The 19,717-nt window shown below is 40.9% G+C and carries 21 protein-coding genes; 10 read left to right on the top strand and 11 right to left on the bottom strand.

The genetic code is table 11. From position 1 onward, the window contains the following. Positions 1 to 123 precede the first annotated feature (123 nt). From CDG76_RS37070 to CDG76_RS04910, 5 genes are all read left to right on the top strand, one after another. A complete protein-coding gene (locus CDG76_RS37070; RefSeq protein ID WP_190240770.1) occupies positions 124 to 474 on the top strand; it encodes a hypothetical protein in 351 nt (116 codons plus the stop codon). Further along, positions 464 to 847 (top strand): hypothetical protein, encoded by a 384-nt coding sequence (locus tag CDG76_RS04925; protein WP_094347971.1) that lies wholly within the window; start codon positions 464 to 466, stop codon positions 845 to 847. The genes CDG76_RS37070 and CDG76_RS04925 overlap by 11 nt, the downstream gene beginning before the upstream one ends. After that, entirely contained in the window at positions 811 to 993 is a 183-nt protein-coding gene (locus CDG76_RS39340; protein ID WP_083782463.1) for a DUF6760 family protein, read from the top strand. The genes CDG76_RS04925 and CDG76_RS39340 overlap by 37 nt, the downstream gene beginning before the upstream one ends. Beyond that, complete coding sequence (locus tag CDG76_RS04915; RefSeq protein WP_094347970.1) at positions 990 to 2,990, top strand: FHA domain-containing protein; 2,001 nt, start codon at positions 990 to 992, stop codon at positions 2,988 to 2,990. The genes CDG76_RS39340 and CDG76_RS04915 overlap by 4 nt, the downstream gene beginning before the upstream one ends. A gap of 193 nt (positions 2,991 to 3,183) precedes the next feature. Further along, the gene (locus CDG76_RS04910) at positions 3,184 to 5,364 is read left to right on the top strand and encodes a CHASE2 domain-containing serine/threonine-protein kinase (RefSeq protein ID WP_094347969.1); all 2,181 of its coding nucleotides are present in this window, start codon (positions 3,184 to 3,186) and stop codon (positions 5,362 to 5,364) included. A 136-nt stretch (positions 5,365 to 5,500) separates the two neighbouring features. Here the strand turns inward: CDG76_RS04910 and CDG76_RS04905 are convergent, their stop codons facing one another. Beyond that, positions 5,501 to 5,953, bottom strand: coding sequence for an Hsp20/alpha crystallin family protein (locus tag CDG76_RS04905; protein ID WP_094347968.1), 453 nt, complete (start codon positions 5,951 to 5,953; stop codon positions 5,501 to 5,503). A 459-nt stretch (positions 5,954 to 6,412) separates the two neighbouring features. Here CDG76_RS04905 and CDG76_RS37065 point away from each other — a divergent pair, with 459 nt between their 5' ends. The 3 genes from CDG76_RS37065 to CDG76_RS04890 all read left to right on the top strand — a co-directional run bounded on the left by CDG76_RS37065 (position 6,413) and on the right by CDG76_RS04890 (position 8,232). After that, on the top strand, positions 6,413 to 6,571 hold the full coding sequence (locus CDG76_RS37065; RefSeq protein WP_190240769.1) for a hypothetical protein: 159 nt from the start codon (positions 6,413 to 6,415) through the stop codon (positions 6,569 to 6,571). A gap of 152 nt (positions 6,572 to 6,723) precedes the next feature. Then, complete coding sequence (locus tag CDG76_RS04895) at positions 6,724 to 7,110, top strand: hypothetical protein (protein WP_094347966.1); 387 nt, start codon at positions 6,724 to 6,726, stop codon at positions 7,108 to 7,110. 393 nt (positions 7,111 to 7,503) lie between these two features. Further along, positions 7,504 to 8,232, top strand: coding sequence for a hypothetical protein (locus tag CDG76_RS04890; protein WP_094348727.1), 729 nt, complete (start codon positions 7,504 to 7,506; stop codon positions 8,230 to 8,232). Between the two features lie 51 nt (positions 8,233 to 8,283). Here CDG76_RS04890 and CDG76_RS04885 read toward each other — a convergent pair whose 3' ends face one another. The 5 genes from CDG76_RS04885 to surE all read right to left on the bottom strand — a co-directional run bounded on the left by CDG76_RS04885 (position 8,284) and on the right by surE (position 11,307). Continuing rightward, positions 8,284 to 9,060 carry an MGMT family protein gene (locus tag CDG76_RS04885; protein ID WP_094347965.1) on the bottom strand — a complete coding sequence of 259 codons (777 nt, stop codon included), beginning with the start codon at positions 9,058 to 9,060 and terminating at the stop codon, positions 8,284 to 8,286. An 18-nt stretch (positions 9,061 to 9,078) separates the two neighbouring features. Continuing rightward, a complete protein-coding gene (locus CDG76_RS04880) occupies positions 9,079 to 9,738 on the bottom strand; it encodes a PAP/fibrillin family protein (RefSeq protein WP_190240768.1) in 660 nt (219 codons plus the stop codon). An 86-nt stretch (positions 9,739 to 9,824) separates the two neighbouring features. Then, positions 9,825 to 10,052, bottom strand: a complete 228-nt coding sequence (locus tag CDG76_RS39335) for a hypothetical protein (RefSeq protein ID WP_317616116.1) — start codon at positions 10,050 to 10,052, stop codon at positions 9,825 to 9,827. Next, on the bottom strand, positions 10,043 to 10,447 hold the full coding sequence (locus tag CDG76_RS04875) for a hypothetical protein (RefSeq protein ID WP_317616115.1): 405 nt from the start codon (positions 10,445 to 10,447) through the stop codon (positions 10,043 to 10,045). Before CDG76_RS04875 ends, CDG76_RS39335 begins: the two co-directional genes overlap by 10 nt. A 179-nt stretch (positions 10,448 to 10,626) precedes the next feature. Next, on the bottom strand, positions 10,627 to 11,307 hold the full coding sequence (gene surE, locus CDG76_RS04870) for a 5'/3'-nucleotidase SurE (RefSeq protein ID WP_094347963.1): 681 nt from the start codon (positions 11,305 to 11,307) through the stop codon (positions 10,627 to 10,629). Positions 11,308 to 11,803: 496 nt separating this feature from the next. Here surE and psb32 point away from each other — a divergent pair, with 496 nt between their 5' ends. Continuing rightward, positions 11,804 to 12,541 (top strand): photosystem II repair protein Psb32, encoded by a 738-nt coding sequence (gene psb32, locus CDG76_RS04865; protein ID WP_094347962.1) that lies wholly within the window; start codon positions 11,804 to 11,806, stop codon positions 12,539 to 12,541. Between the two features lie 78 nt (positions 12,542 to 12,619). Here the strand turns inward: psb32 and CDG76_RS04860 are convergent, their stop codons facing one another. The 3 genes from CDG76_RS04860 to CDG76_RS04850 form a co-directional block, all read right to left on the bottom strand. Further along, positions 12,620 to 13,003 (bottom strand): DUF4346 domain-containing protein, encoded by a 384-nt coding sequence (locus CDG76_RS04860; RefSeq protein WP_094347961.1) that lies wholly within the window; start codon positions 13,001 to 13,003, stop codon positions 12,620 to 12,622. Between the two features lie 89 nt (positions 13,004 to 13,092). Then, complete coding sequence (locus tag CDG76_RS04855; protein ID WP_094348726.1) at positions 13,093 to 14,274, bottom strand: GNAT family N-acetyltransferase; 1,182 nt, start codon at positions 14,272 to 14,274, stop codon at positions 13,093 to 13,095. 138 nt (positions 14,275 to 14,412) lie between these two features. Further along, positions 14,413 to 15,153 (bottom strand): RibD family protein, encoded by a 741-nt coding sequence (locus CDG76_RS04850; RefSeq protein ID WP_094347960.1) that lies wholly within the window; start codon positions 15,151 to 15,153, stop codon positions 14,413 to 14,415. Positions 15,154 to 15,446: 293 nt separating this feature from the next. Here CDG76_RS04850 and CDG76_RS04845 point away from each other — a divergent pair, with 293 nt between their 5' ends. Beyond that, on the top strand, positions 15,447 to 17,576 hold the full coding sequence (locus CDG76_RS04845) for a sensor histidine kinase (protein ID WP_094347959.1): 2,130 nt from the start codon (positions 15,447 to 15,449) through the stop codon (positions 17,574 to 17,576). A 22-nt stretch (positions 17,577 to 17,598) separates the two neighbouring features. Here the strand turns inward: CDG76_RS04845 and CDG76_RS04840 are convergent, their stop codons facing one another. Both CDG76_RS04840 and rnc read right to left on the bottom strand, forming a co-directional pair. Then, complete coding sequence (locus tag CDG76_RS04840) at positions 17,599 to 18,750, bottom strand: Gfo/Idh/MocA family protein (protein ID WP_190240767.1); 1,152 nt, start codon at positions 18,748 to 18,750, stop codon at positions 17,599 to 17,601. 221 nt (positions 18,751 to 18,971) lie between these two features. Then, on the bottom strand, positions 18,972 to 19,691 hold the full coding sequence (gene rnc / locus CDG76_RS04835; RefSeq protein ID WP_094348724.1) for a ribonuclease III: 720 nt from the start codon (positions 19,689 to 19,691) through the stop codon (positions 18,972 to 18,974). Between the last annotated feature and the right edge of the window lie 26 nt (positions 19,692 to 19,717).

Genomic DNA, 19,717 nt, shown 5'->3' with positions numbered 1-19,717 from the left:
TCAGGCTGGGAACCCATTCTGGGAGGCTCCGCCTCCTCTTTGTTGACAAGAGGTAGAACCTCTGAGAATACATTCCCAGCCTGCAGGCTGGGAACGAGGCTAATGAGTCTTTGAACTCCTTTAATGAGTATCAAAGCCTCATTAAAGGAGTTCAAAGGCTCATTAATGAGTATCAAAGACTCATTAAAGGAGTTCAAAGGCTTATTAAAGGACTTCAAAGACTCATTAATGGAGTTCAAAGCCTCATTAAAGGAGTTCAAAGACTCATTAATGGAGTTCAAAGACTCATTAAAGGAGTTCAAAGACTCATTAGCCTCGTTCCCAGCCTGCAGGCTGGGAATGTATTCTCAGAGGTTCTACCTCTTGTCAACAAAGAGGAGGCGGAGCCTCCCAGAATGGGTTCCCAGCCTGAAAGCTGGGAACCAGTCAGAGACTCATACCCAATGCCCAAATTCAATAACCTATGCGCCGTAAAAAGGATACTCTCTGCACAGAATTTGCCTTCACTCTTCCTAGAGGATTGAGTGATGGCGAACAACGAGTACATCGTCATGGGGTGATGCGTTTAGCCACCGCCAAAGATGAAATTTTGGTGCAACAAGAGCGCAAAGTTCAAGAAAATCCGGCTTACGGTGTCTTGGTAATGCTTGCAAGGGTTATCACTCGCTTGGGCAGCTTCAATTCTGTTAGTCCTGATTTACTTGAAGGACTTCTCCTACATGACATTGCCTATCTCCGAGAATTTTACAATCGAATCAATCAACAAGGCAATGTACACATTCCGACACAATGTCCCCACTGTAATACTCAATTTTCAGTGGAGCTAGAACTAGCGGGGGAGTCGTAAGCTACCCCTCTGATACTTTATATGAGGAGGTAGCTTTTATTGCTTATCATTTCCACTGGTCACAAGATGATATTTTAAATTTAGAACATACTACCCGTCAGCGCTGGGTGGCAGAAATCAATAAAATTAACCAAAAATTAATATGAAAGTAAAAGTTAGCTACTCACCAAATTTAAGTGAAGTCAATGAAGTTGACCTTACCACAGAAACTCCAACGAGAGGAGAATGGGTAATAGGTCGTTCTCCTGATTCTGATTTACTCCTAGACAGCCCTGATATCAGTCGGGTACATGCTAAATTTTTTGTTAAAAATGGAAATTACTACTTTTCTGACCTTGGCAGTAGAAATGGCTCAATAGTTAATGGGAAACAAGCCGAAAAAGATCGACCATATTCTTTGAGTGATGGAGATATTATTCGGATTGCAGATTATGTTTTGATTTTGGAAGCAGTTGCTCCCGTTTATGAGCAACCAGAGACAGTCTTTAGAATTATAGATCCTTCACTGTTTTCTCGGCCGCGATCGCCTGAAAATGTCAGCACTTCCAATGTTGTTAATCTAGTCCCAGAGGTAGTTAGCGAAGTTCCACCGCCAATTAGTCAAGAAGTAGAAACACCTGAAATTAATGCTCCTTCCCCAGAAATTAGCGAAATTGAGGAAGTTGTTGCTACTCAATCTGATGATGTCATCCCAGTTGCTGAGATAATCACCCCTGAAAACATCATTCAGCCACCAGAAGCAGTTAGCGAAGTTCCACACGATGTTCGTAATGAAATTGTGGATTTGCGGACATTAGTTACACCAGAAGTCAGCGCCGATAGTGAGGAAGTAGAGGTTCCAGAAGTCAGCGAAGCCTCAGAAGTTTCTTTGCCTGAACCTGATAACGCCATAGCTGCACCTGAAAACATCATTGAAACTCCTGAAGAGGAAAGTGTTCTTCCAGAAGCTAACCACGATGAGGCTGTAGATTTTGAAGCAGCATTGGCAACAGAATCTACTTTCGTACAACAGCGTAATATAAGTGCTATTCCAGAAACTACCTACAACGAAAATGCAGAGTTAGAGGCAGCACTAGAAGCAGAAGTCACCTTTGTACAGCCACGTGATATTTTCAACGAAGTTCCTGCACAAAGTGCTATTCCAGAAACTACCTACGATGAAAATGCAGAGTTGGAGGCAGCACTAGCAGCAGAAGTTACCTCCGTACAGCCACGCGATATTTTCCACCCTGTATCTGAGGAGGAGAATAACATTCCCGAAGCTACTCACGATGAAGTCGTAGATTTGGATACGCCAGTCGCAGAACAAGTCAGTGAAGTTGTTGAAAACGCAGAAATTCAGCCGCCAGAAGCATTAAGCCAAGTTACACAGGATATAGATGAAGCGATAGATTGGGATGCGTCAGTTACAGCAGCAGATAGTGTAGATGTTGACGAAGTAGAACCTACTTCTGCTGTTGATGAAACAGTCAATGAAGTTTCTGAAACATTGACTGCGCCTGATGAGAACATTGCAGAAATTTTCAGCAGTCAAGACATTGATTTGAGTAATACAAGTCCTGAAGAAGTTAGTGTAGATGTTGATGATGTTTCTGCACAAGTAAGTGAAATTTCTGACTCAGCTAATATTCAATCTTTGGAAACAACAGAAAATGGAGCTACTGAGAACGTCAGTCAAACTATTCAACAAGTTTCTGAAGCAGAAGTAACTCAACCTGATGAAACTCCAGAAGAAACAAATGTCAGTGAGTCTCCTCAAGCAATCATTGAAAGAAATATAGTACTGATTGCTCATGAAAGCAAAAAATCAGAACTTGCTGAATTGGTTTCTGAACATCAGGAATTTTTCTCGCAGAGCTTTACAATTACTTGGCCATCTGTTAGTGAAGTCTTACATCAACAGGCAGGGATAACGATTAGTCAACAAACTCCTGCACCAACTTCTGGAGGATATCAAACAATTGCTTCATTGGTTGGAGCCGGAGAAATTGTAGCAGTTATTTTCCTGCGAGATTTGCTGCAACCTCAGCCAGGTCAAGCAAATGAAGAAGCACTGTTAAGATTATGCACTATTAATCAAGTTTTATTGGCTACTAACTTCTCAACAGCAGAGGCGATTGTGCATTATCTGAAACACATCTAACAATTCTAAATGAGTTATGAGCAAAAATATCCCCGACTTCTTAAAGAAGTTGGGGATTTGAGCATTTTGGTGTTTGTAAGTAAAATATGATTACTATATTTTTTGAAAAGTTGCAAATTGCGTAGAATAATTTCAATATTAAAAATTAATCTCAAAATACACGTATATTTTAAAGTAAAACCTATTTAAAAAAATGGTTGTAACTTTTAAAAGTTTATTTAGACAGCCAGTTATTCTTTCAAGTGCGATCGCAACACTTCTATTAGTAGGAATTCAAAAACTGGGGGTTTTCGAGCCTCTAGAAATGAAAGTCTACGACCAAATGATGCAATTACGTGCCGACTCAGGCCCAGACACTCGTTTATTGATTGTTGCTTTAAGTGAAAAAGATATCCAAAAATGGAATTGGCCCCTGTCTAGCGAACTTCTAGACCGGCTATTAGGCAAACTTGAAGAATATCAACCGCGAGTCATTGGTCTAGATATTTTTCGTGACTTACCAGTACCGCCTGGTCATGACAAGCTACTGCAACACCTCCAACAGAGCGATATCATCATTCCTATCTGCAAACATTCTGGTTCTAACAATCCAGGAATAGCACCCCCAAAAGGCGTTGAAGCAGAGCGAGTAGGATTTAATGATGTTGTAGAAGATACTGATGCTACAATTCGCCGCAACCTATTATTGGTAAGTGCAGAGGAATCCGATTCTTGTCAAAGTACTTATTCTTTTAGCTTACAACTAGCACTCAAATATTTAGAAGTTGGAGGCATCCAACTAGAATTTACCCCCAAAAAGGAACTACAACTACGTAATACTGTATTTAAACCTCTACAAAGTAACGCTGGCGGCTATGAAAAAGCAGATACCAATGGCTACCAAATCCTGCTTAATTACCGTTCTGGTCATCAGGTTGCCCAGCAGGTAACTATTACAGAAGTACTTGCAAATCAAGTTAAACCAGATTTAGTTAAAGACCGCATCGTTTTGATTGGTTCAACAGCTAATAGTTTAAATGATATTTTTAATACGCCCTTTGCTAGCGGTAAATCAGATAATTCTGGCAAAATGGCCGGAATTGAAATTCATGCCCACAGCGTTAGTCAAATTCTCAGTGCTGTTCTGAACAAACAGCCTCTATTTTGGTTTTTGCCTGAGTGGGGTGAAGTCCTTTGGATATGGGGATGGACTGTAGTTGGTGGGTTGCTGGTATGGCGGATTCAACATCCGCTAGGCTTAGGATTGGCAGCAGCAACAGCCCTGGCAGTATTATTTGGAGCCAATTTTGTCATTTTTACCCAAGCTGGATGGTTCCCAGTCATACCTCCGGCGTTGGGGTTAGTATTTACCGCCGGCAGTGTCCTTGCCTATAGTTCTTATCAAACCAAGCAAGAGCAAAAAGAAATTACCCAACGGGTTCAAGAACACCAACAATTAATTCTAGAATTACAAAATCTTTTACGGCAGCGTGGCAACGCCTCAAATGAAGCGCCAACCGTAATTGTTGATTCCATCGGGCAAGAAATTGCAGTAGGCACGTTACTAAATAACCGCTACAAAATTACTCAACCCTTGGGTTCTGGAGGATTTAGCAATACTTATTTAGCTGACGATATCCAGCGTCCTGGTAATCCGCAGTGTGTGGTTAAACAGTTGCGACCTCCCCGCCAAGATGCAGAGTATTTAAATGTTGTCAGACGCCTATTCGACGCGGAAGCAGAAATTTTAGAAACTTTGGGTAAGCACCCACAAATTCCCCAACTGCTAGCTTTTTTTGAAGAAAATCGCCAATTCTCTTTAGTGCAAGAATTTGTTCGAGGGCACGCTATGGATAAAGAGCTAACCGCTGGGAAGCGACTCAAACAAGCTGAAGTTGTGGAGATACTCAAAGAAGTTTTAAACGTGCTGGTTTTTGTTCACAGCTATGGCGTAATCCATCGAGATATCAAACCTAGTAACTTAATTAGACGAGAATCCGATGGGCACATTGTTTTAATTGACTTTGGCGCTGTTAAGCAGATTCAACCCCAGCAGCAAGAAGCTCAGACAATTTCAATTGGCACTCCTAATTATGCACCTTCGGAACAAATGAGTGGGTTGCCAAAACTCAACAGCGATATTTATGCGTTGGGAATTATGGGAATACAAGGCTTAACTGGGGTAGAACCTAGAGAGTTTCGTAGAGATACAAATACTGGTGAAATAATTATCCAAAGCCAAGCTGATGCTAATCAACAGATTTGGCAACATTGGCGTGAATTCACTGACGCTACAGACGAGTTGGTTATTATTTTAAATAAAATGGTACATTTTAATTTCACTCAGCGATATCAGTCAGCCACAGAAGTGCTTAAAAATCTCGAAGGTCTTTAGTACTTTTTTATCAACGCTAAATTGCTTAGAAAAAAGCTCGGTCACTCGCATGACCAAGCTCTTAACTATTTCAATCAATTATTGCAGGTAAAGTAGTGCGTAGGCGTAGCCCGTCGTAGACATCGCAAGCAAATCATTAGTTAGCAGATTGTTCCAAATTCACCTTGACAACTTTATTCTTTTCTTGGTCAGTTTTAGGCAGTGTTAGATTCAAGATGCCATCTTTATAATCTGCCGTAACGTTAGTGTTTTGAATCCGAGCCGATAAAGGAATTACGCGTTGAAATTTACCGTAATGAAACTCACTTCTGGTAACACCTTTTTCCTCTGTTTTCGTTTCGGACTTCCGCTCACCGCTAACGTAAATAGCATTTTCTGTGACTTGTACATCCAGGTCTTTAGCTTCTATTCCTGGCAGTTCTATCTTCAGATGAATCGCATCTTCACTTTCTTGAATTTCAGCAGCCGGAACTTTACTTAAGCCTTTGTCAAACAATGCAGATGGTAGTCTGGTATCTTCAAATAAACTATTGATTTGGTCTTGTAGAGTGTCAATTTCTCTCCAACAATTCCAACGAACTAGTGTCATAACTCTTCCTCGCATTAGTTAGTATTGTTTAATAAGTTTTGCACTTAACCTTGTGCTTACATATTCATATTAGGTAGAGTTCAAGCTGCTGTAAATTCGATTTTTGACACCAACTAATTGATGATTACCGCACCAAATTAGATAGAAAAACTTTTACGGTTTACTCTAATTTGTCTGTTCGGTAAACCCGAATAGACAAATTAGATTCAATTATACTAAATCAATAAATCTGCTGTTGAAGCGATAGCGCAGAAATACGATGCCTCAGTTGGGCTATGTCTACAACTGAGTAACAGCGTTGCATAAATTTTTAGATAACCTCAGTTAAATATATATCTGTTCAAGTTTCTCCTGAACTTTACTCCCGATTTATTAACCAGGACAGCATCAATAATGAAACTCTTTCCCCCACTTAATTTTGCACACATTCTTGATTCTAGTGTCCTATCTAGAATCGCTATGAATCAAATAGCTACTCATAGCAAAAGTGGCACATCAATCAACACAGCTATCGAATCTAATACTTTACGCAACGATTCTACAGATATCAATTGCCTCAAAACCTTTGATACTGCTGTTCTTGCTTATCAGATGATGGGTCTTAGCAACTTTGAATGAATCGTAGGATGCGCTCAATTAAATCACCCGAATGGGTGAGGAGCAAATCAACCGTTCAGGTGAACTAGGTGCAGGAAGTTAAGACAGATAAAAAATAAGACTCTATTACTCAAGAACACTAATTGCACTTTACTATAACTAAGGATAATCCTATGAAACTCTCTATCTTAATCGATTCTGTACTCATTGTTACTTCTATTGCTTTATTGCCTAGAATCGGTGGCACTCAAATAGCTACTAACAATAATGGCGAACCTATAGCTATCAATTCTAACAATTCATCTAACCTCAGCTACCTCAAACCCTTTGATGATGCATTTCTAGCTTATCAAAGTAATCTGAAAGCACAGGGTAGTCCTAGCGGTAGCGCTTTGGTATCTCAATACCAAACAGGAAACCTGACTGCATTAAATGTGGTTAAGACTGCTGTTAAAGCTAAAAAGTTACCAGCACAAGAAGCTTTGAATCATAAAGGTTATCTCAACGCTGTCGAGTCGCAGCTGACATCAGACGATAGCACTAATGATTTATCTTACTAAGTACAGACTTGCAGAGATTCGTAATGGATTTATAAAATGCTGTACTATCATCTGGTTGCTTTGACAAGAAAATGCCTAACCAACAGGAAAAGCTGCTGTCTCCCCCTAATCACCGTCTCATTTGCAAAAATTACTTTCACCCCTCCAACACCTTGGAGGGGTTTTTAGTTGGTGCTACGGTTGCTACTTGCTCTAGCGTCGTCCCATGCACAGTAGCACTAGAATGTTTTCTACTCCCACAACGGCGTGACTCATCACACTTTTAGAAAAAAGGGATAGGTCATAAATTATTTACTGTTCTATCAAATTAACGTTGTTAAGTTACTCAGCAGGTGTAGTTTTCACCTCCAGGCTGTGTTAGATATTGTGACGCGAAACAGGAGTATAGATACGTTGCTAAAGCTTTCTCCAGAATCTCCTCTATTTATTGGATTAATTATTATTAGTTTTCTAGTAGTAACTTTATCAACTTGGTTATCATCTAAACCATTTATTTTAAAACCATTTGGAGTTAATGATATTGTCCAACTACTCACATTACAATTATTTATTTCTTTATTGCTAGAGCGTTCTTTAGAAGTTTTTATAACTACTTGGCGTGGCCCATTCGTCGAACAATTAGATATTAATATTGAGCAAAAGAAGGCTCTACTGTCTGAAAAGATAAGACTTATGGAAGCACAACAGAACCAATTTTCTTCTTTAGAATCTAATCAAACCAGTGGACTTCCACCTGAAGGAATGAGTTTAGAACAGCAAATCATCCAAAACTTTACACAAAACCAACAAGAACCATTAAAAATATTCAAGCCACAAATGGATGATATAAATGAAAAAGAGCGCCAAAGAACAGCCTATAAATCTGATACACGAACAATTGCTCTATGGACATCTCTTTTATTCGGTCTTTTAATGAGCGCAATAGGTATTCGCTCAATTGAGCCGCTTGTAGTTATTGATTTAGAGAATCCCATACAAGTAGTTATTTTCCGTTGTTTAGATGCATTGCTGACAGGAGGTTTAATTGCAGGAGGTAGCGAGGGAATTCATAAGCTCATAAAAGTTTTTATCGACTTTATGGAAGCTACATCTAAACAAATCAAAAATCAGTCATCATCTTGATGAAACTCTGAATGCAGGATTGTATTACAAATATGATAATTACAGTAATATCTATTTTAGATATAGAGTACTATCTTCCCATAGATAATCTTTAATCTCTACAAAATTTTTGTTTAAGTTGCTTAATAAATCTGCTTCAGATAAAATCTGAACTCCTTCCATTTCTAACTTAATTTTTTGTTGGCTAACATAAGTTATCAAATAACCTTTAGAGTCTAATATTCTATGTAACGGATAATCCGCAGCCGAAGTTTTTTTTAGGTATATAGGAATAGCTCTTAGATAACTATTATCTACTCCTATGCCTTTGATTATCTGTTTATATGTAACTACTTTTCCACTTGGGATTTTGATAATAAAATTTAGGAATCGTTTATATGGAATTTCAGATAATGCTGGAAATCGATTAGCTTCAACTTGAAAATTAGTACCAACCTTGATTTTACCTGATTTAATAACTACACCTAAAATTCCTCTTTTACCTTGGATGCTTTTTAATGACTCTACCAAGTGAGCTATTCGCTTACATGGTTCGCAGTAAAAAGTTAATCTAATTGCCGCGCCACTTTCAAAGTGTAGCAGAGAGCCAGGGATAAATTTATCAATTTCTATACCTTGAATCACGATATTTTCTCGCAATTCTCCTGGTTTAATTGATAAGTTGGCAATATCTTCGTACCTAACAATTAAAACTTGCCTGGGACTTATCGGCTCGGCATTAATATCTCCTTCTATACCATGATTTACCTTTAAATTTAATGTATTAAGCTCTACCATTGCAGAGCCTACTTTTACTTTGCTGAAAAGATGTATGATTGAGAGAGCCATATTCATTCAGCGGCGCAATCAATTTTCATTTAAGGATGTGAATTCAGGTAAATTCTCGGATTTACTAAGAATAAATAAACTTCCATCTCCTCCACGTCCAATTCTTAAAGTTTCATCTAAGAAAGTAATATCTAATGTGGCAGTTCTGCTAGTAGGATTATTAGCTGAAACAACCTTAAATGGGTTAAGTTGGGGAGTATTAATGCCAAGAATCTTCTGAATTGATAGATAGCGTTTGTCAAAATAGACGTTGATACGTTTGTTCTGTAGAGGCTCTAAATCTTCTTTGGCTGGCTCAAAGCTAGCTGTAACTTTGACATATCCCGATACTAAGCCCAGAGGATGTTTAACTTTAGCTAGATTGAAAAATAATTGATTTGCAACATCAATCACTTGATAAACTTTACCTAGCTTTAATCCCAATGGAAGAGAAGCTAAAGAACGTATTTCTCTAGCTGTGGAGTATTGCAGTTGCCAAGCTCCCTCTAGCAAAGAAGTAGCATAGAGAAGAGGATTGAGATTGGGATTGACGCTCTCTAGTTCCGTTGTCAATTGTTCAATTTCTGCGACTAAGGTTTTGTCTAGCTGCAAATCGGTAATGGGAGAGCCATCGCTCTTACTTTGAATATTCTCAAGCTTTGCTTGTAATTTTTCCTTAATTAAAAGTTGATTATTCAATGGTAAGAATTTTCCTTGATATATCCTGTTTCTTTAGTTAAACTTTTATGCGGGAAGTACATAAAAGTTGAATTATTTAGATGAAATTAGTCAATTAGTTGTGGGGTGGGAATTTGCGTATCTATATCCGCTTGGGAATAAGTGGGGAGCAACCAAGTACTTTCACCCGCCTTGAATACTTTGGCAGGTTCAACATTCAATTCAATTGCACCAGTGGCTGGATTGGTTCTAGCAAGAGACTGTGTACCATCGACAAACTTAACGGCGATGGGTTCAGTCAGTTGTTGTGGTTGAGCGTTCGAGCCTAAAACCACTTGAGAACCTGCGGGTAAGTAAATGCCATCGCAATCCCAATCATCATCGGTGATTGTTCCTGCGCCCAGAAAGTAGAGTTGGGTTGGAATTTTTTTGGTTTATTGGCATAGACAGCCAATGTCTTTCCAGTTTCATTGCGGCACTGCGCCCGCTTTCTAGCTGTTTCTATGACATTTTTCTGAGACTGCAATTGTGCCAGTCGTTGCTGGAACTGTTCAGGTGTATAGCCAGCTTGCTCAGGTGTATTCTTTACAGTTAGAAGTTGATTGAGCGCCTGAGTTACCTCAGCATAGTCAGCCCCCTTAGTGAAATCCTTACCTGCCCAAGAGGGTTGAGCAATTAGTAGATTCACCATCAATACGAGAGCGACAAGAACAATTTTGAGAAACTGCATATATTTCTCCTTTTTTGAAATTAGTGTTCAGTACCACTGAAACTTTACCAGATTTCAAATCCTTGAAAATTGCGATCAAGATCGCACCACATACCCATAAGATTAATTAATAGCCCTAGAAGCTCTCCTCAATATCCACTAAACGGTGGTAGCAGTTAACTAGTAACTGATAGCCAATGTCAAACTCTTAACTGGGTAACGGCGATATTGCCAGAAAAACATACATCTACATCGCTGCCAGGAGTGCGATCGCGTTTGCCATATTCCCCTACATAATAAAAATTATCGCCTTCAATTCGATAGTTCACGGGCAAAGGTTTGGTACAGGCTTGGCAAAACACCACTTCAGGATGTGGTTCTCCTGGTTGCAGATGCGGCAGATTCACATTCCAGAAGCTTCCTGGTTCTAAGGGACGCTTGAGTAAATCCGCTAAAACTTCAGCAGTGAATTTAGCAGCCAGATCCCAATCAAAATTCTGCTTGGCTTTGCGATACTGGGAAATGGCAATTCCGGGAATACCGTGCATCGCGGCTTCCCGCACAGCAGCCACTGTGCCAGAAATATAGGCATCTACTCCCAAGTTTCCCCCAGCGTTGATACCTGAAAGTACAAATTTGACATCTGCGGTAATTTGTGTTATTGCAATTCTCACACAATCAGCGGGAGTACCTGCGATCGCATACTCAGTCTCAGAACGTCGCTGGAGGTTGATAGCACGAGTAGTAGTAACTTGATGTCCACAGCCAGACTGATGATCAGCAGGAGCAGCGATAATAGAATTTTTGCCGTTTACAGCTTTGAGCAGCGCTTGGATACCAGGGGCATCAATGCCATCGTCGTTAGTTAAAAGTATAGTCATGTATATATGATATTGATTTAGCTAAAATATCAGAAAAATGCAGATATAAACCATCACATAGACATCTCTATAAACTAAATATGCATTGTCTAGAACCCTTGTAGAGAGCTAGCAGGATAACGTCTTGACATTCTTTTTCACTCAGATATCTAATGAGTACGTCAGAAAAAGCTACTCGCAGATATGAAAAAATATGGCGTTGCTGAACCAAAATATGAATCATGCGATATGATTTCTAGATGGTTTGCAAATTCCGCCCTAAGCATTTGGGTTAATTCCCAAAATGGGCGGTATTTCTTGTGACTAGTAAGGGGTTTAGCGTCAGGTTAATGCTTGCAACCACCTTCAGAACAAGTTTGTGTAATCAAAAATCCCGTACAATATACATATTTGCTGGGAATATCAGAAATTTTACACTGAAGAAAATCGGGAAAGAGGTGATTTTTGCAGTGGTTCTGTAGTATTTTTGGTGCAAGTCTGTCTTAGGGATCACACGATGAAACAGCTCCTCAAACAAGTTTTTAGCAGTCAAAAACACCTCATCTGGCTAATTCTACCTTTGGTGACGGTTATTTTCGCAGCCTCGCTGTTTGCCACACCTGCTTCAGCCACAGGTGTGTATCAAATACCTAGCCTGACAGCAGGGAATGACACCTGGGTTTTGGATCAAGGTGAAGTCATCAGTCGTCTGAATGAAGGCAAGATTAGCAGCGCTTTTAAGGATTTGGCAAAGCAAACAGATAAGGAAGTCAGAATTGTTACTGTTCGCCGCCTCGACTACGGTGAAACACCAGAAAGTTTTACTAAAGAACTGTTTGAAAAATGGTTTCCGACAAAAGCAGCCCAAGCTAATCAAACTTTATTGGTTCTTGATACAGTTACCAATGGTACTGCCATTATTACTGGGGATCAAGTCAAGCCAATTCTTACTGACTCTATTGCCGAGAGTGTAGCGACTGAAACAGTAAGTGTGCCGTTACGCAATGGTGACAAATACAATCAGGCATTTCTCGATGCCAGCGATCGCCTTGTCGCCGTTCTTTCTGGCAAAGCCGATCCAGGGCCACCCCAAATAACTAACAATGTACAGGTTGGAGGCACTTTCAAGAAAGCAGAAGAAACCAACCAAGGTAACGCTACTGCTTGGGTAGTAGGGTTGTTAATTGCTGCCACCGTTATCCCAATGGCAACTTACTATATCTATCAGATAAATCAGCCCTCATCTAATGGGTAATGGGAGATTTAGGAGTGGAGTTAGGAGTTAGGAGTTAGGAGTTATGAATTTCTAACTTTTAACTCCTCACTCCTAACTTTAATCTTGAACATACTCTTGCCCTGTAACTAAAGCTACCTCAGCCCGGACAAATTCTCGACCCAAATAAGCTGCATGATCTAATTTAGTTACCAAAGTGGGCTGAGTTTGTTCAAAAACTTTCACGCAAAGTTCTTTCGCCGTTCTGGCGCTAAAAACTGTTGTATGAGTTCGTTCTACCTTTGCTCGCGCCGGAATTACCTTTCCCGTTTCGGGATCGACAGCTAAACCGCGATCGTCAATCACATTTGTAAAATGCTTGGCATAAATTAACCCTGCCTCTCGATCCAAGTAAATAATGAAATATCCACCTGGATCTAGGTCAATATGACGCTGGGAAAGTTTATCATCAATTGCGGCTAAATCTTCAACTATTAAATCCATAAGCATTATAAAAAGAAATTTTCTTTTTTCAGGGTTTTTACACTCTATATCAAGTGTAATTCGTCGTTCACCCTCTGCCTTGGCATTCTTTAAGAATCTCGGTTATTAAATGGCAACTCTGCATTAATTGCCTCAATTTGCTGCTGTTCGAGTTGATTCACTTCTTTAATATAGGGAAGTAAAATTTGTCCTAAACGATTATTGTAAAAGCGGTGCAGACTGTGATTGGGCATAGCGGGGAAACCACGGCGTTTTTTGTGTCGCCCACCCGCGCCAGGGTCAAAAATTTGGATACCGTTAGCGATCGCCCACTCAATAGGTGCATAATAGCAAGCATCAAAATGTAAGCAATCTATTTCTTGAAAACTTCCCCAATAGCGTCCATAGAGTTTGTCATCTTTAAATAAACAAAAAGACATTCCTAAAGGATGAGAATTATCTTCCTCGCTATATGCAGCAACAAACAAGACTCGATGGCGATAATCGGTGTGTAGTTGCTCAAAAAATCTCCGTGTGAGATACTTGCTACCCCACCAGCCAAACTTATCACAGGTGTCAGCATAGAATTGGTGCATCAAGGGAAACAAAGACTGAGGAATTTGATCGCCACTCAGCGGTTGCAATCGTAAACCTGCTTTCTCCACAGCTTTGCGTTCCCGCTTGATATTGCGGCGCTGATTAGCGTTAAACACCTTCAAGTAATCATCAAAAGTTTTAAAACCAGCATTTTCCCAGATATAGCTGTGGTGCAGCCAAGTTGTAAAACCATGCCGTTCCAGCATCGGACGCCATTGGGGATCGACGTAGAGAAAATGACACCCAGAAATCCGATTTTTGGAGCAAAAAGTGTCAATTTCATGCACCATCAGCGCTGTGATTTCATCCTCATCTTCTCCTGGAGCAATTAAGAACCGATAACCTTCCGCTGGGGTGAATGGTGTCATTCCCAGCAATTTTGGGTAATATTGGACTCCGATGCGATCGGCTAACTCTGCCCATTGGTGATCGAAAACAAATTCACCAGAACTATGTCCTTTAAGATAAAGTGGCGCAGCAGCAATCAGCGTTTTATCTCGCCACAATGTCAAGTGATTTGGCAACCAACCAGTTTTAGCCGTAACACTCTGGGAAGTTTCGAGATTATTCAGCCACTCCCATTCTAAAAATGGCGTTTTGAGTGGCATTGCCAAAGCATTCCAGGCATTTTGGGGTACTTCAGCGATTTTGTTTGTCCAAACGACAGAATAGCGAGGCTTAAGTTGTTCCACCATCTTAGGGGAGTAGGGAGTAGGGAGTAGGGAGCGGGGGAGCGGGGGAGCAGGGGGGCAGAGGAGCAGAGGAAAATAATCAATGCCTAATGCCCAATGCCCAATGCCCAATACCCAATAAATAACTTAACTTAGCGTAATCTAATCTGCTGGTCGTTGCAGGCGATAGTGTAAAAACACTTCTTGCTCAACTGTATGAACTTCTATGAGTTGTAACTTGGGAGCAAAATCGGGTAAAAATCCTTTCCCTTCGACGGGTGTGGGTGCAGTATTACCACCTAAAATGAGCGGACAGACAGTTAGCCATAATTCATCAATTAAATCCAGTTCCAGCAAGGAAGCTACTAATTCACCTCCACCCAAGACCGCCAAGCGTGTTATATGTAGAGTGGCTAGTTGCTTCAAGGCTGCGAGAATGTCAATTTCTCGTGTTGGTGTTTCAAAAACCAGAATCTTCTCAAATTCTGGAGGGTACTCTTGTACTCCGATTCCCAGAGTTGAGTGAAGCGTCTGTAAGCGTTCTTTCCACGAAAATTCCCCTGCTGTTGTGGTGAGTAGCCAGCGTCTAACTGGTTGCTTAAAAAAGTGAATTTCCGGATTAAGGTTTGCAGACTTTGTAATCACTATATGAACTGGTTGCCGAGGCTTCCCTCCTTGTGCCCGGAGTTGCACTAGAGTTGGATCGGTTACAGTAAGTGTTGTTCCATAAGCTTCCAAAGTCCCAGCACCGAACAAAACGGCATCAGAGGCAGCAATTTGTTTTTCTAAGTGCGCTTTATCAACCCTTGAGCCAAACCGAGCAGGCGATCGCTTAAAATCTGCTATCTTGCCATCTGCACTCATTGCTAAAACAACTGTAGTATGAGGACGATGTTGCAACATTGAATTGATTTGATAGTTTTAATATTTACTTTAGTCGTGTGTAGATTCTCAAAAAAACCATACCGACAAGCTACTGTTTTATCATTTCACCACTGTATTGATATGCAACACAAATCGCTTCTACATCTAGCATATACGAGTTTTGGTATACCACGTTTCTTTTTGAATTATAGCAATTTGTTATTTTTAAACATTGAAAATAAAATTCTGATAATTTAATAAGATGTCTCATTTAGCTGATTTAATTGCATATCTTTGGTGTTGTAGATTGCAGGTGCAAAGTGAGACACTTGATGACTAATTCCCGCCAATCTTCCTTTCGTCGAATTTTAGTAACGAGAATATTGCTGCTGTTTGTTCCAGTTTTACTAGTAGGGGAACTTGTTGCCTTGAATAAGGCACGTACTAGTATATTGAGAACTGCACGGCAAAACTTAACAGAAAGCGCCATCAGTAAAGGGGAGAGAATTGGTGATGCGATCGCAATCTTAAAAGCTAATTTGCAGAGTGTAAGCAAAACAACGGTTATTCCGTCGGATTCGCCTATACAAGAGCAAGAAATTCTTACGCAGTTAAGGCAACAACTTCCAGCCAGTATTGAGTGCATCCAATTAACGAATCTCCTCAACCAGAAGATAATTGCCAGTAGCTGCGGGGATCGACAAATTGGAGAATTAAGATTACCTTTGCCTAGTGATGGAATTGATGTCAAAGCAATCTTCCCACCAAAGGCAGGAACAACTGGAAAAAGAAATGCACAAAATCAACTGCAAATAGTTTTATCTGCACCAGTTTCCGATAGCCGAAAAAATTCAATTTACAGCTTAAGTATTCAGTCTGCATTGTACCAACAAACCAGAAATCCGCCGGGATCGCTCACGGGCGCTATGGTAGTGATTGCTGAAGATGGCACAATTTTGGCACACCCATTCACAGACTGGGTGGGAACTAATATCACTCAGCACCCTCATGCTTCCCAAATCAAGAGCATAATTAAAAATGCCATTACGGGAAAAAACGATTCGATAAGTTTGTCTTTTAGACAGGGAGAAGAATTAGTCGCTGGCTATACAGTTATTGCAAATCCACTTACTCAACAGCAACAGCAAAAATGGATAGTTTTAGCTGTTAGTAGTGTCGATAATGCGCTGTTTGGTTTAGAGGAAATCAAATTAATTCTGATCGTTCTGACAGTTGGTTTGATTGGCGCAAGTTTGTTAGCATCCCTATATTTAGCTCCTTACTTGGCCCGTCCTGTAGAAGAATTGCGAGACTATGCTCTCAATATTCACTCTCACCATGCTGCACAACCAGTTCCACACAATTTTCAAATTCGGGAATTCAATCAACTGGCCCAAGCATTAGACCAAATGGTAGAACGTCTAAAAGCTGGATCGGAAGAATTAGAAATAGCTTGGAAAGAAGCAAAAAGCGCTAACCAAATTAAAAGCCAGTTTTTGGCTACGACTTCTCATGAATTGAGAAACCCATTAAATATTATTATTAACTGTATTCGCCTGGTTGAAGAAGGCTTATGTGATGACCGGGAAGAAGAAATGGAGTTTCTTAAACGTGCCGATGAAACAACGATTCACTTGTTAGGTATTATTAATGATTTACTCGACATTTCTAAAATCGAAGCAGGTAAGCTTTCAGTTGTTTCCACGCCTCTTGACCTCCGACAACTATTGTTAGAAGTGATTAATTTACAATCAGTTAATGTCCAACAAAAGGGCTTGCAACTGAAATGTGAGTTAGCCTCCAAAGCGATCCCAATTAAGGCAGACGCGGGAAAACTGAAGCAAGTGCTGATTAATGTTATCGGCAACGCCACCAAGTTCACCGACACCGGAAGCATCACCATTGCTACAGAAATTCAATCTAGTAGTGGTCAATCTCAGGTGGTAGTTGCTGTCAAAGATACAGGTATAGGTATCGATCCGACTCAACAGCACAAACTATTTCGCCCCTTTGTAATGGTGAATGGCACTACGACACGTCAGTTTGAAGGTACTGGACTGGGACTAGCGATTTCACGAAACTTAATCGAACTCATGGGAGGTAGCATTACTCTTGAGAGTGCGGGACTTCATCAAGGTACGACACTGAAAATTACCTTACCTTTGATTGATATCTCGCTGTTAGCTGTTCCAAATAAAGAAGCAAATGTCGGGGATTTGGGATTCTCCTCTGGGAATGAGCCAGTAAAGGCAAGCCGCTACCCCAACCTACAGGAATCTGGGGGAAGTTCTTCTTTGGGGATCAACAAGTCTGTGAAAATAGAGGTAGACAAAGAAAAGTTCCCGAAGTCCCAGTTGCTATTTGGAAATGAGACTTGCGAGATTCGTCTTTCGCCCCTGCAAACTATTTTGGTAAGTCTTCCAAAAGGAGGAGTTTGTGCAAATGGGACTTTCAATAAGTAATTTAGTCAAAAGTCCATATTCATCAGTACTCCTGAAACTTTTGATCCTTGACGATGCGATCGCTCAAAAAAACAGGTTTACCGCCTTGGCTAAGAGATAATGTTAGAGCAGCAAGAATTTCTACTAACTCAGTGCCTACCCAGCCAGACGAAATCTCTGAGGGAGTATTGTTGAGAATTGAGACAACAAAGGAGGAGCAAACTCGCCCCAATGGTTCTCCTGGCTCCAATTCCAGCACTATCTGTCTTTGATTCACAGGAATAAATTGATTCCCTTGCTGTTCAAACTCACCATGTAGCAGGGTTAGGGGTGATGATATTGACATTTCATCAAAAATCAAACTACCAAGGCTACCTACAATCCCCAGCCGTCGCTGTTTATCAGGATTCAGCCAGCACAAATGAATATAAGCTTGAAAGCCATCTGGGTATGTGAGTGTCAGCCATACTAGATCGGCCAAACCTTGAGGCACAGAATCTGTATATGGACTCACCTCTGCTCCCCTGCTCCCTCGGTTACTGAGCGCAGTCGTTGGCGCAGCCTCTCGTAGAGAAGTATGCTCCCCTGCTCCCTGTAGCCACACAGTACCCGTTGCTTGTACTTGCACAGGAATTTGACCTAGCCAAGCGTTAAATATAGCAATATCGTGAATGGCTAAGTCCCAAAGCGCATCAACATCTTGCCGAACAGGCCCCAAATGGGTGCGGGTGGCGTAGCCATAGCGTAAATCACCTAATTTCCCCGCTTGTACTACAGTTTTTCCTCGCTCAACCGCTGGATGAAATAAATAAGTGTGGTCAACTGTTAGTATTAAATGATGCTGTTCTGCTAAGTGGCAAAGTTCCCGACATTCTGCTGGATTGAGAGTTAGGGGTTTTTCTGCCAAAACATGATATCCCTGTTGGAGAGCGTCTTTAATTAAAGCATAGTGGGTGGTAGCTGGAGTAGCGATCGCCACTCCTGTCAACCCTGGCACTATCTTTAAATCCTCCCACTGGGTTGTTAATACTACATTCTCTTCTAAGTTAAACTGCTGCTTTACCGCCGCTAATCTTTCTGGATGGGGATCTACTACAGCAACTACATTTACTTGGGGATGTGCTAAAAAATTCCGCAGCAGATGCACTCCCCAACGCCCAACTCCGATGACAGCAATATTAATTTTATTAGTCATTAGTTATTAGTCATTTGTCACTTGTACTGAGTTTCGACTGCGCTCAACTACCGCGTTCGCGTAGCGTCTCGTAGAGAAGCCGTTGGCGTGGTCACTGAGCGTAGTCGAAGTGCAGCCTCTCGTAGAGAAGTATTTGCCATTAGTTATTTGTATACAAAGGACGAGGGACAAATGACCACTGACAATCAACTGATTATCGACTAATTGCCCTTCTTTTAAGCTCAGGGTATTTGCGGATTAGGAATTGCTAAAAAAGCTACTTTAGCTGCGGCTTGTTCAGCAGTTTTGATCGATCGCCCCTTACCAACTCCTAGTTTGTTTCCGTGCAGCCACACTTCAGCCATGAAACGTTCTTGATTGCGATGTGGTTGAGTGACTTCCACAACCCGATATTCTGGTAAAACTTTAAATTGCGCCTGAGTCCATTCTTGGAGAGCAGCTTTGTAATTAAGTCTGGCAGGATCGAGGCGAATTTCTGTTGCTAGTTCGTGGAAGTGGGGATCTAGCCAAGAGCGAATCAATTCCAGATTTTGAGTACTTAAGTAAAGCGCACCCAGAACGGCTTCAAAAGCATCTGCCAGCCGTGACTCTAGACCAACTTTATCAGCGGTAGCACTGCCAGCGACTAGTAAGTATAACTCCAAACCATAAACTCTGGCCAATTGGGCGAGAATGCGATCGCTCACCAACACCGAACGAATTGCCGCAAAATCCCCTACTGGACAATCGGGATAATTTTCCCATAACACAACAGCCGACACCAGCCGCACCACTGCATCACCAACAAATTCCAACTGTTCATAATTTGCCGAATCAGAGACAGTGGGATGAGTGAGCGCTAAATCCAGCAGTTCCCACTTTATAGGTGCTTCTAGCGACAAACCAAATTTTTGGACTAAACTTTCGAGTTGCCGTTGACGGCGTGGATAGGCAAGGGGCATTGCATGATAAGGGGAAGGGGGCAGAG

It is taken from the genome of Nostoc sp. 'Peltigera membranacea cyanobiont' 210A, from assembly GCF_002246015.1.
Taxonomy (GTDB): domain Bacteria; phylum Cyanobacteriota; class Cyanobacteriia; order Cyanobacteriales; family Nostocaceae; genus Nostoc.
This window is presented reverse-complemented; position numbering and strand designations above follow the sequence as displayed.

Excerpts from the sequence above, each read along its gene's own strand:
- CDG76_RS37070 (WP_190240770.1), top strand. The coding sequence starts at position 124 with ATGAGTATCAAAGCCTCATTAAAGGAGTTCAAAGGCTCATTAATGAGT.
- CDG76_RS04925 (WP_094347971.1), top strand. The coding sequence starts at position 464 with ATGCGCCGTAAAAAGGATACTCTCTGCACAGAATTTGCCTTCACTCTT.
- CDG76_RS04915 (WP_094347970.1), top strand. The coding sequence starts at position 990 with ATGAAAGTAAAAGTTAGCTACTCACCAAATTTAAGTGAAGTCAATGAA.
- CDG76_RS04910 (WP_094347969.1), top strand. The coding sequence starts at position 3,184 with ATGGTTGTAACTTTTAAAAGTTTATTTAGACAGCCAGTTATTCTTTCA.
- CDG76_RS04905 (WP_094347968.1), bottom strand. The coding sequence starts at position 5,953 with ATGACACTAGTTCGTTGGAATTGTTGGAGAGAAATTGACACTCTACAA.
- CDG76_RS37065 (WP_190240769.1), top strand. The coding sequence starts at position 6,413 with ATGAATCAAATAGCTACTCATAGCAAAAGTGGCACATCAATCAACACA.
- CDG76_RS04895 (WP_094347966.1), top strand. The coding sequence starts at position 6,724 with ATGAAACTCTCTATCTTAATCGATTCTGTACTCATTGTTACTTCTATT.
- CDG76_RS04885 (WP_094347965.1), bottom strand. The coding sequence starts at position 9,060 with ATGGCTCTCTCAATCATACATCTTTTCAGCAAAGTAAAAGTAGGCTCT.
- CDG76_RS04875 (WP_317616115.1), bottom strand. The coding sequence starts at position 10,447 with ATGCAGTTTCTCAAAATTGTTCTTGTCGCTCTCGTATTGATGGTGAAT.
- surE (WP_094347963.1), bottom strand. The coding sequence starts at position 11,307 with ATGACTATACTTTTAACTAACGACGATGGCATTGATGCCCCTGGTATC.
- psb32 (WP_094347962.1), top strand. The coding sequence starts at position 11,804 with ATGAAACAGCTCCTCAAACAAGTTTTTAGCAGTCAAAAACACCTCATC.
- CDG76_RS04860 (WP_094347961.1), bottom strand. The coding sequence starts at position 13,003 with ATGGATTTAATAGTTGAAGATTTAGCCGCAATTGATGATAAACTTTCC.
- CDG76_RS04855 (WP_094348726.1), bottom strand. The coding sequence starts at position 14,274 with ATGGTGGAACAACTTAAGCCTCGCTATTCTGTCGTTTGGACAAACAAA.
- CDG76_RS04850 (WP_094347960.1), bottom strand. The coding sequence starts at position 15,153 with ATGTTGCAACATCGTCCTCATACTACAGTTGTTTTAGCAATGAGTGCA.
- CDG76_RS04845 (WP_094347959.1), top strand. The coding sequence starts at position 15,447 with ATGACTAATTCCCGCCAATCTTCCTTTCGTCGAATTTTAGTAACGAGA.
- CDG76_RS04840 (WP_190240767.1), bottom strand. The coding sequence starts at position 18,750 with ATGACTAATAAAATTAATATTGCTGTCATCGGAGTTGGGCGTTGGGGA.
- rnc (WP_094348724.1), bottom strand. The coding sequence starts at position 19,691 with ATGCCCCTTGCCTATCCACGCCGTCAACGGCAACTCGAAAGTTTAGTC.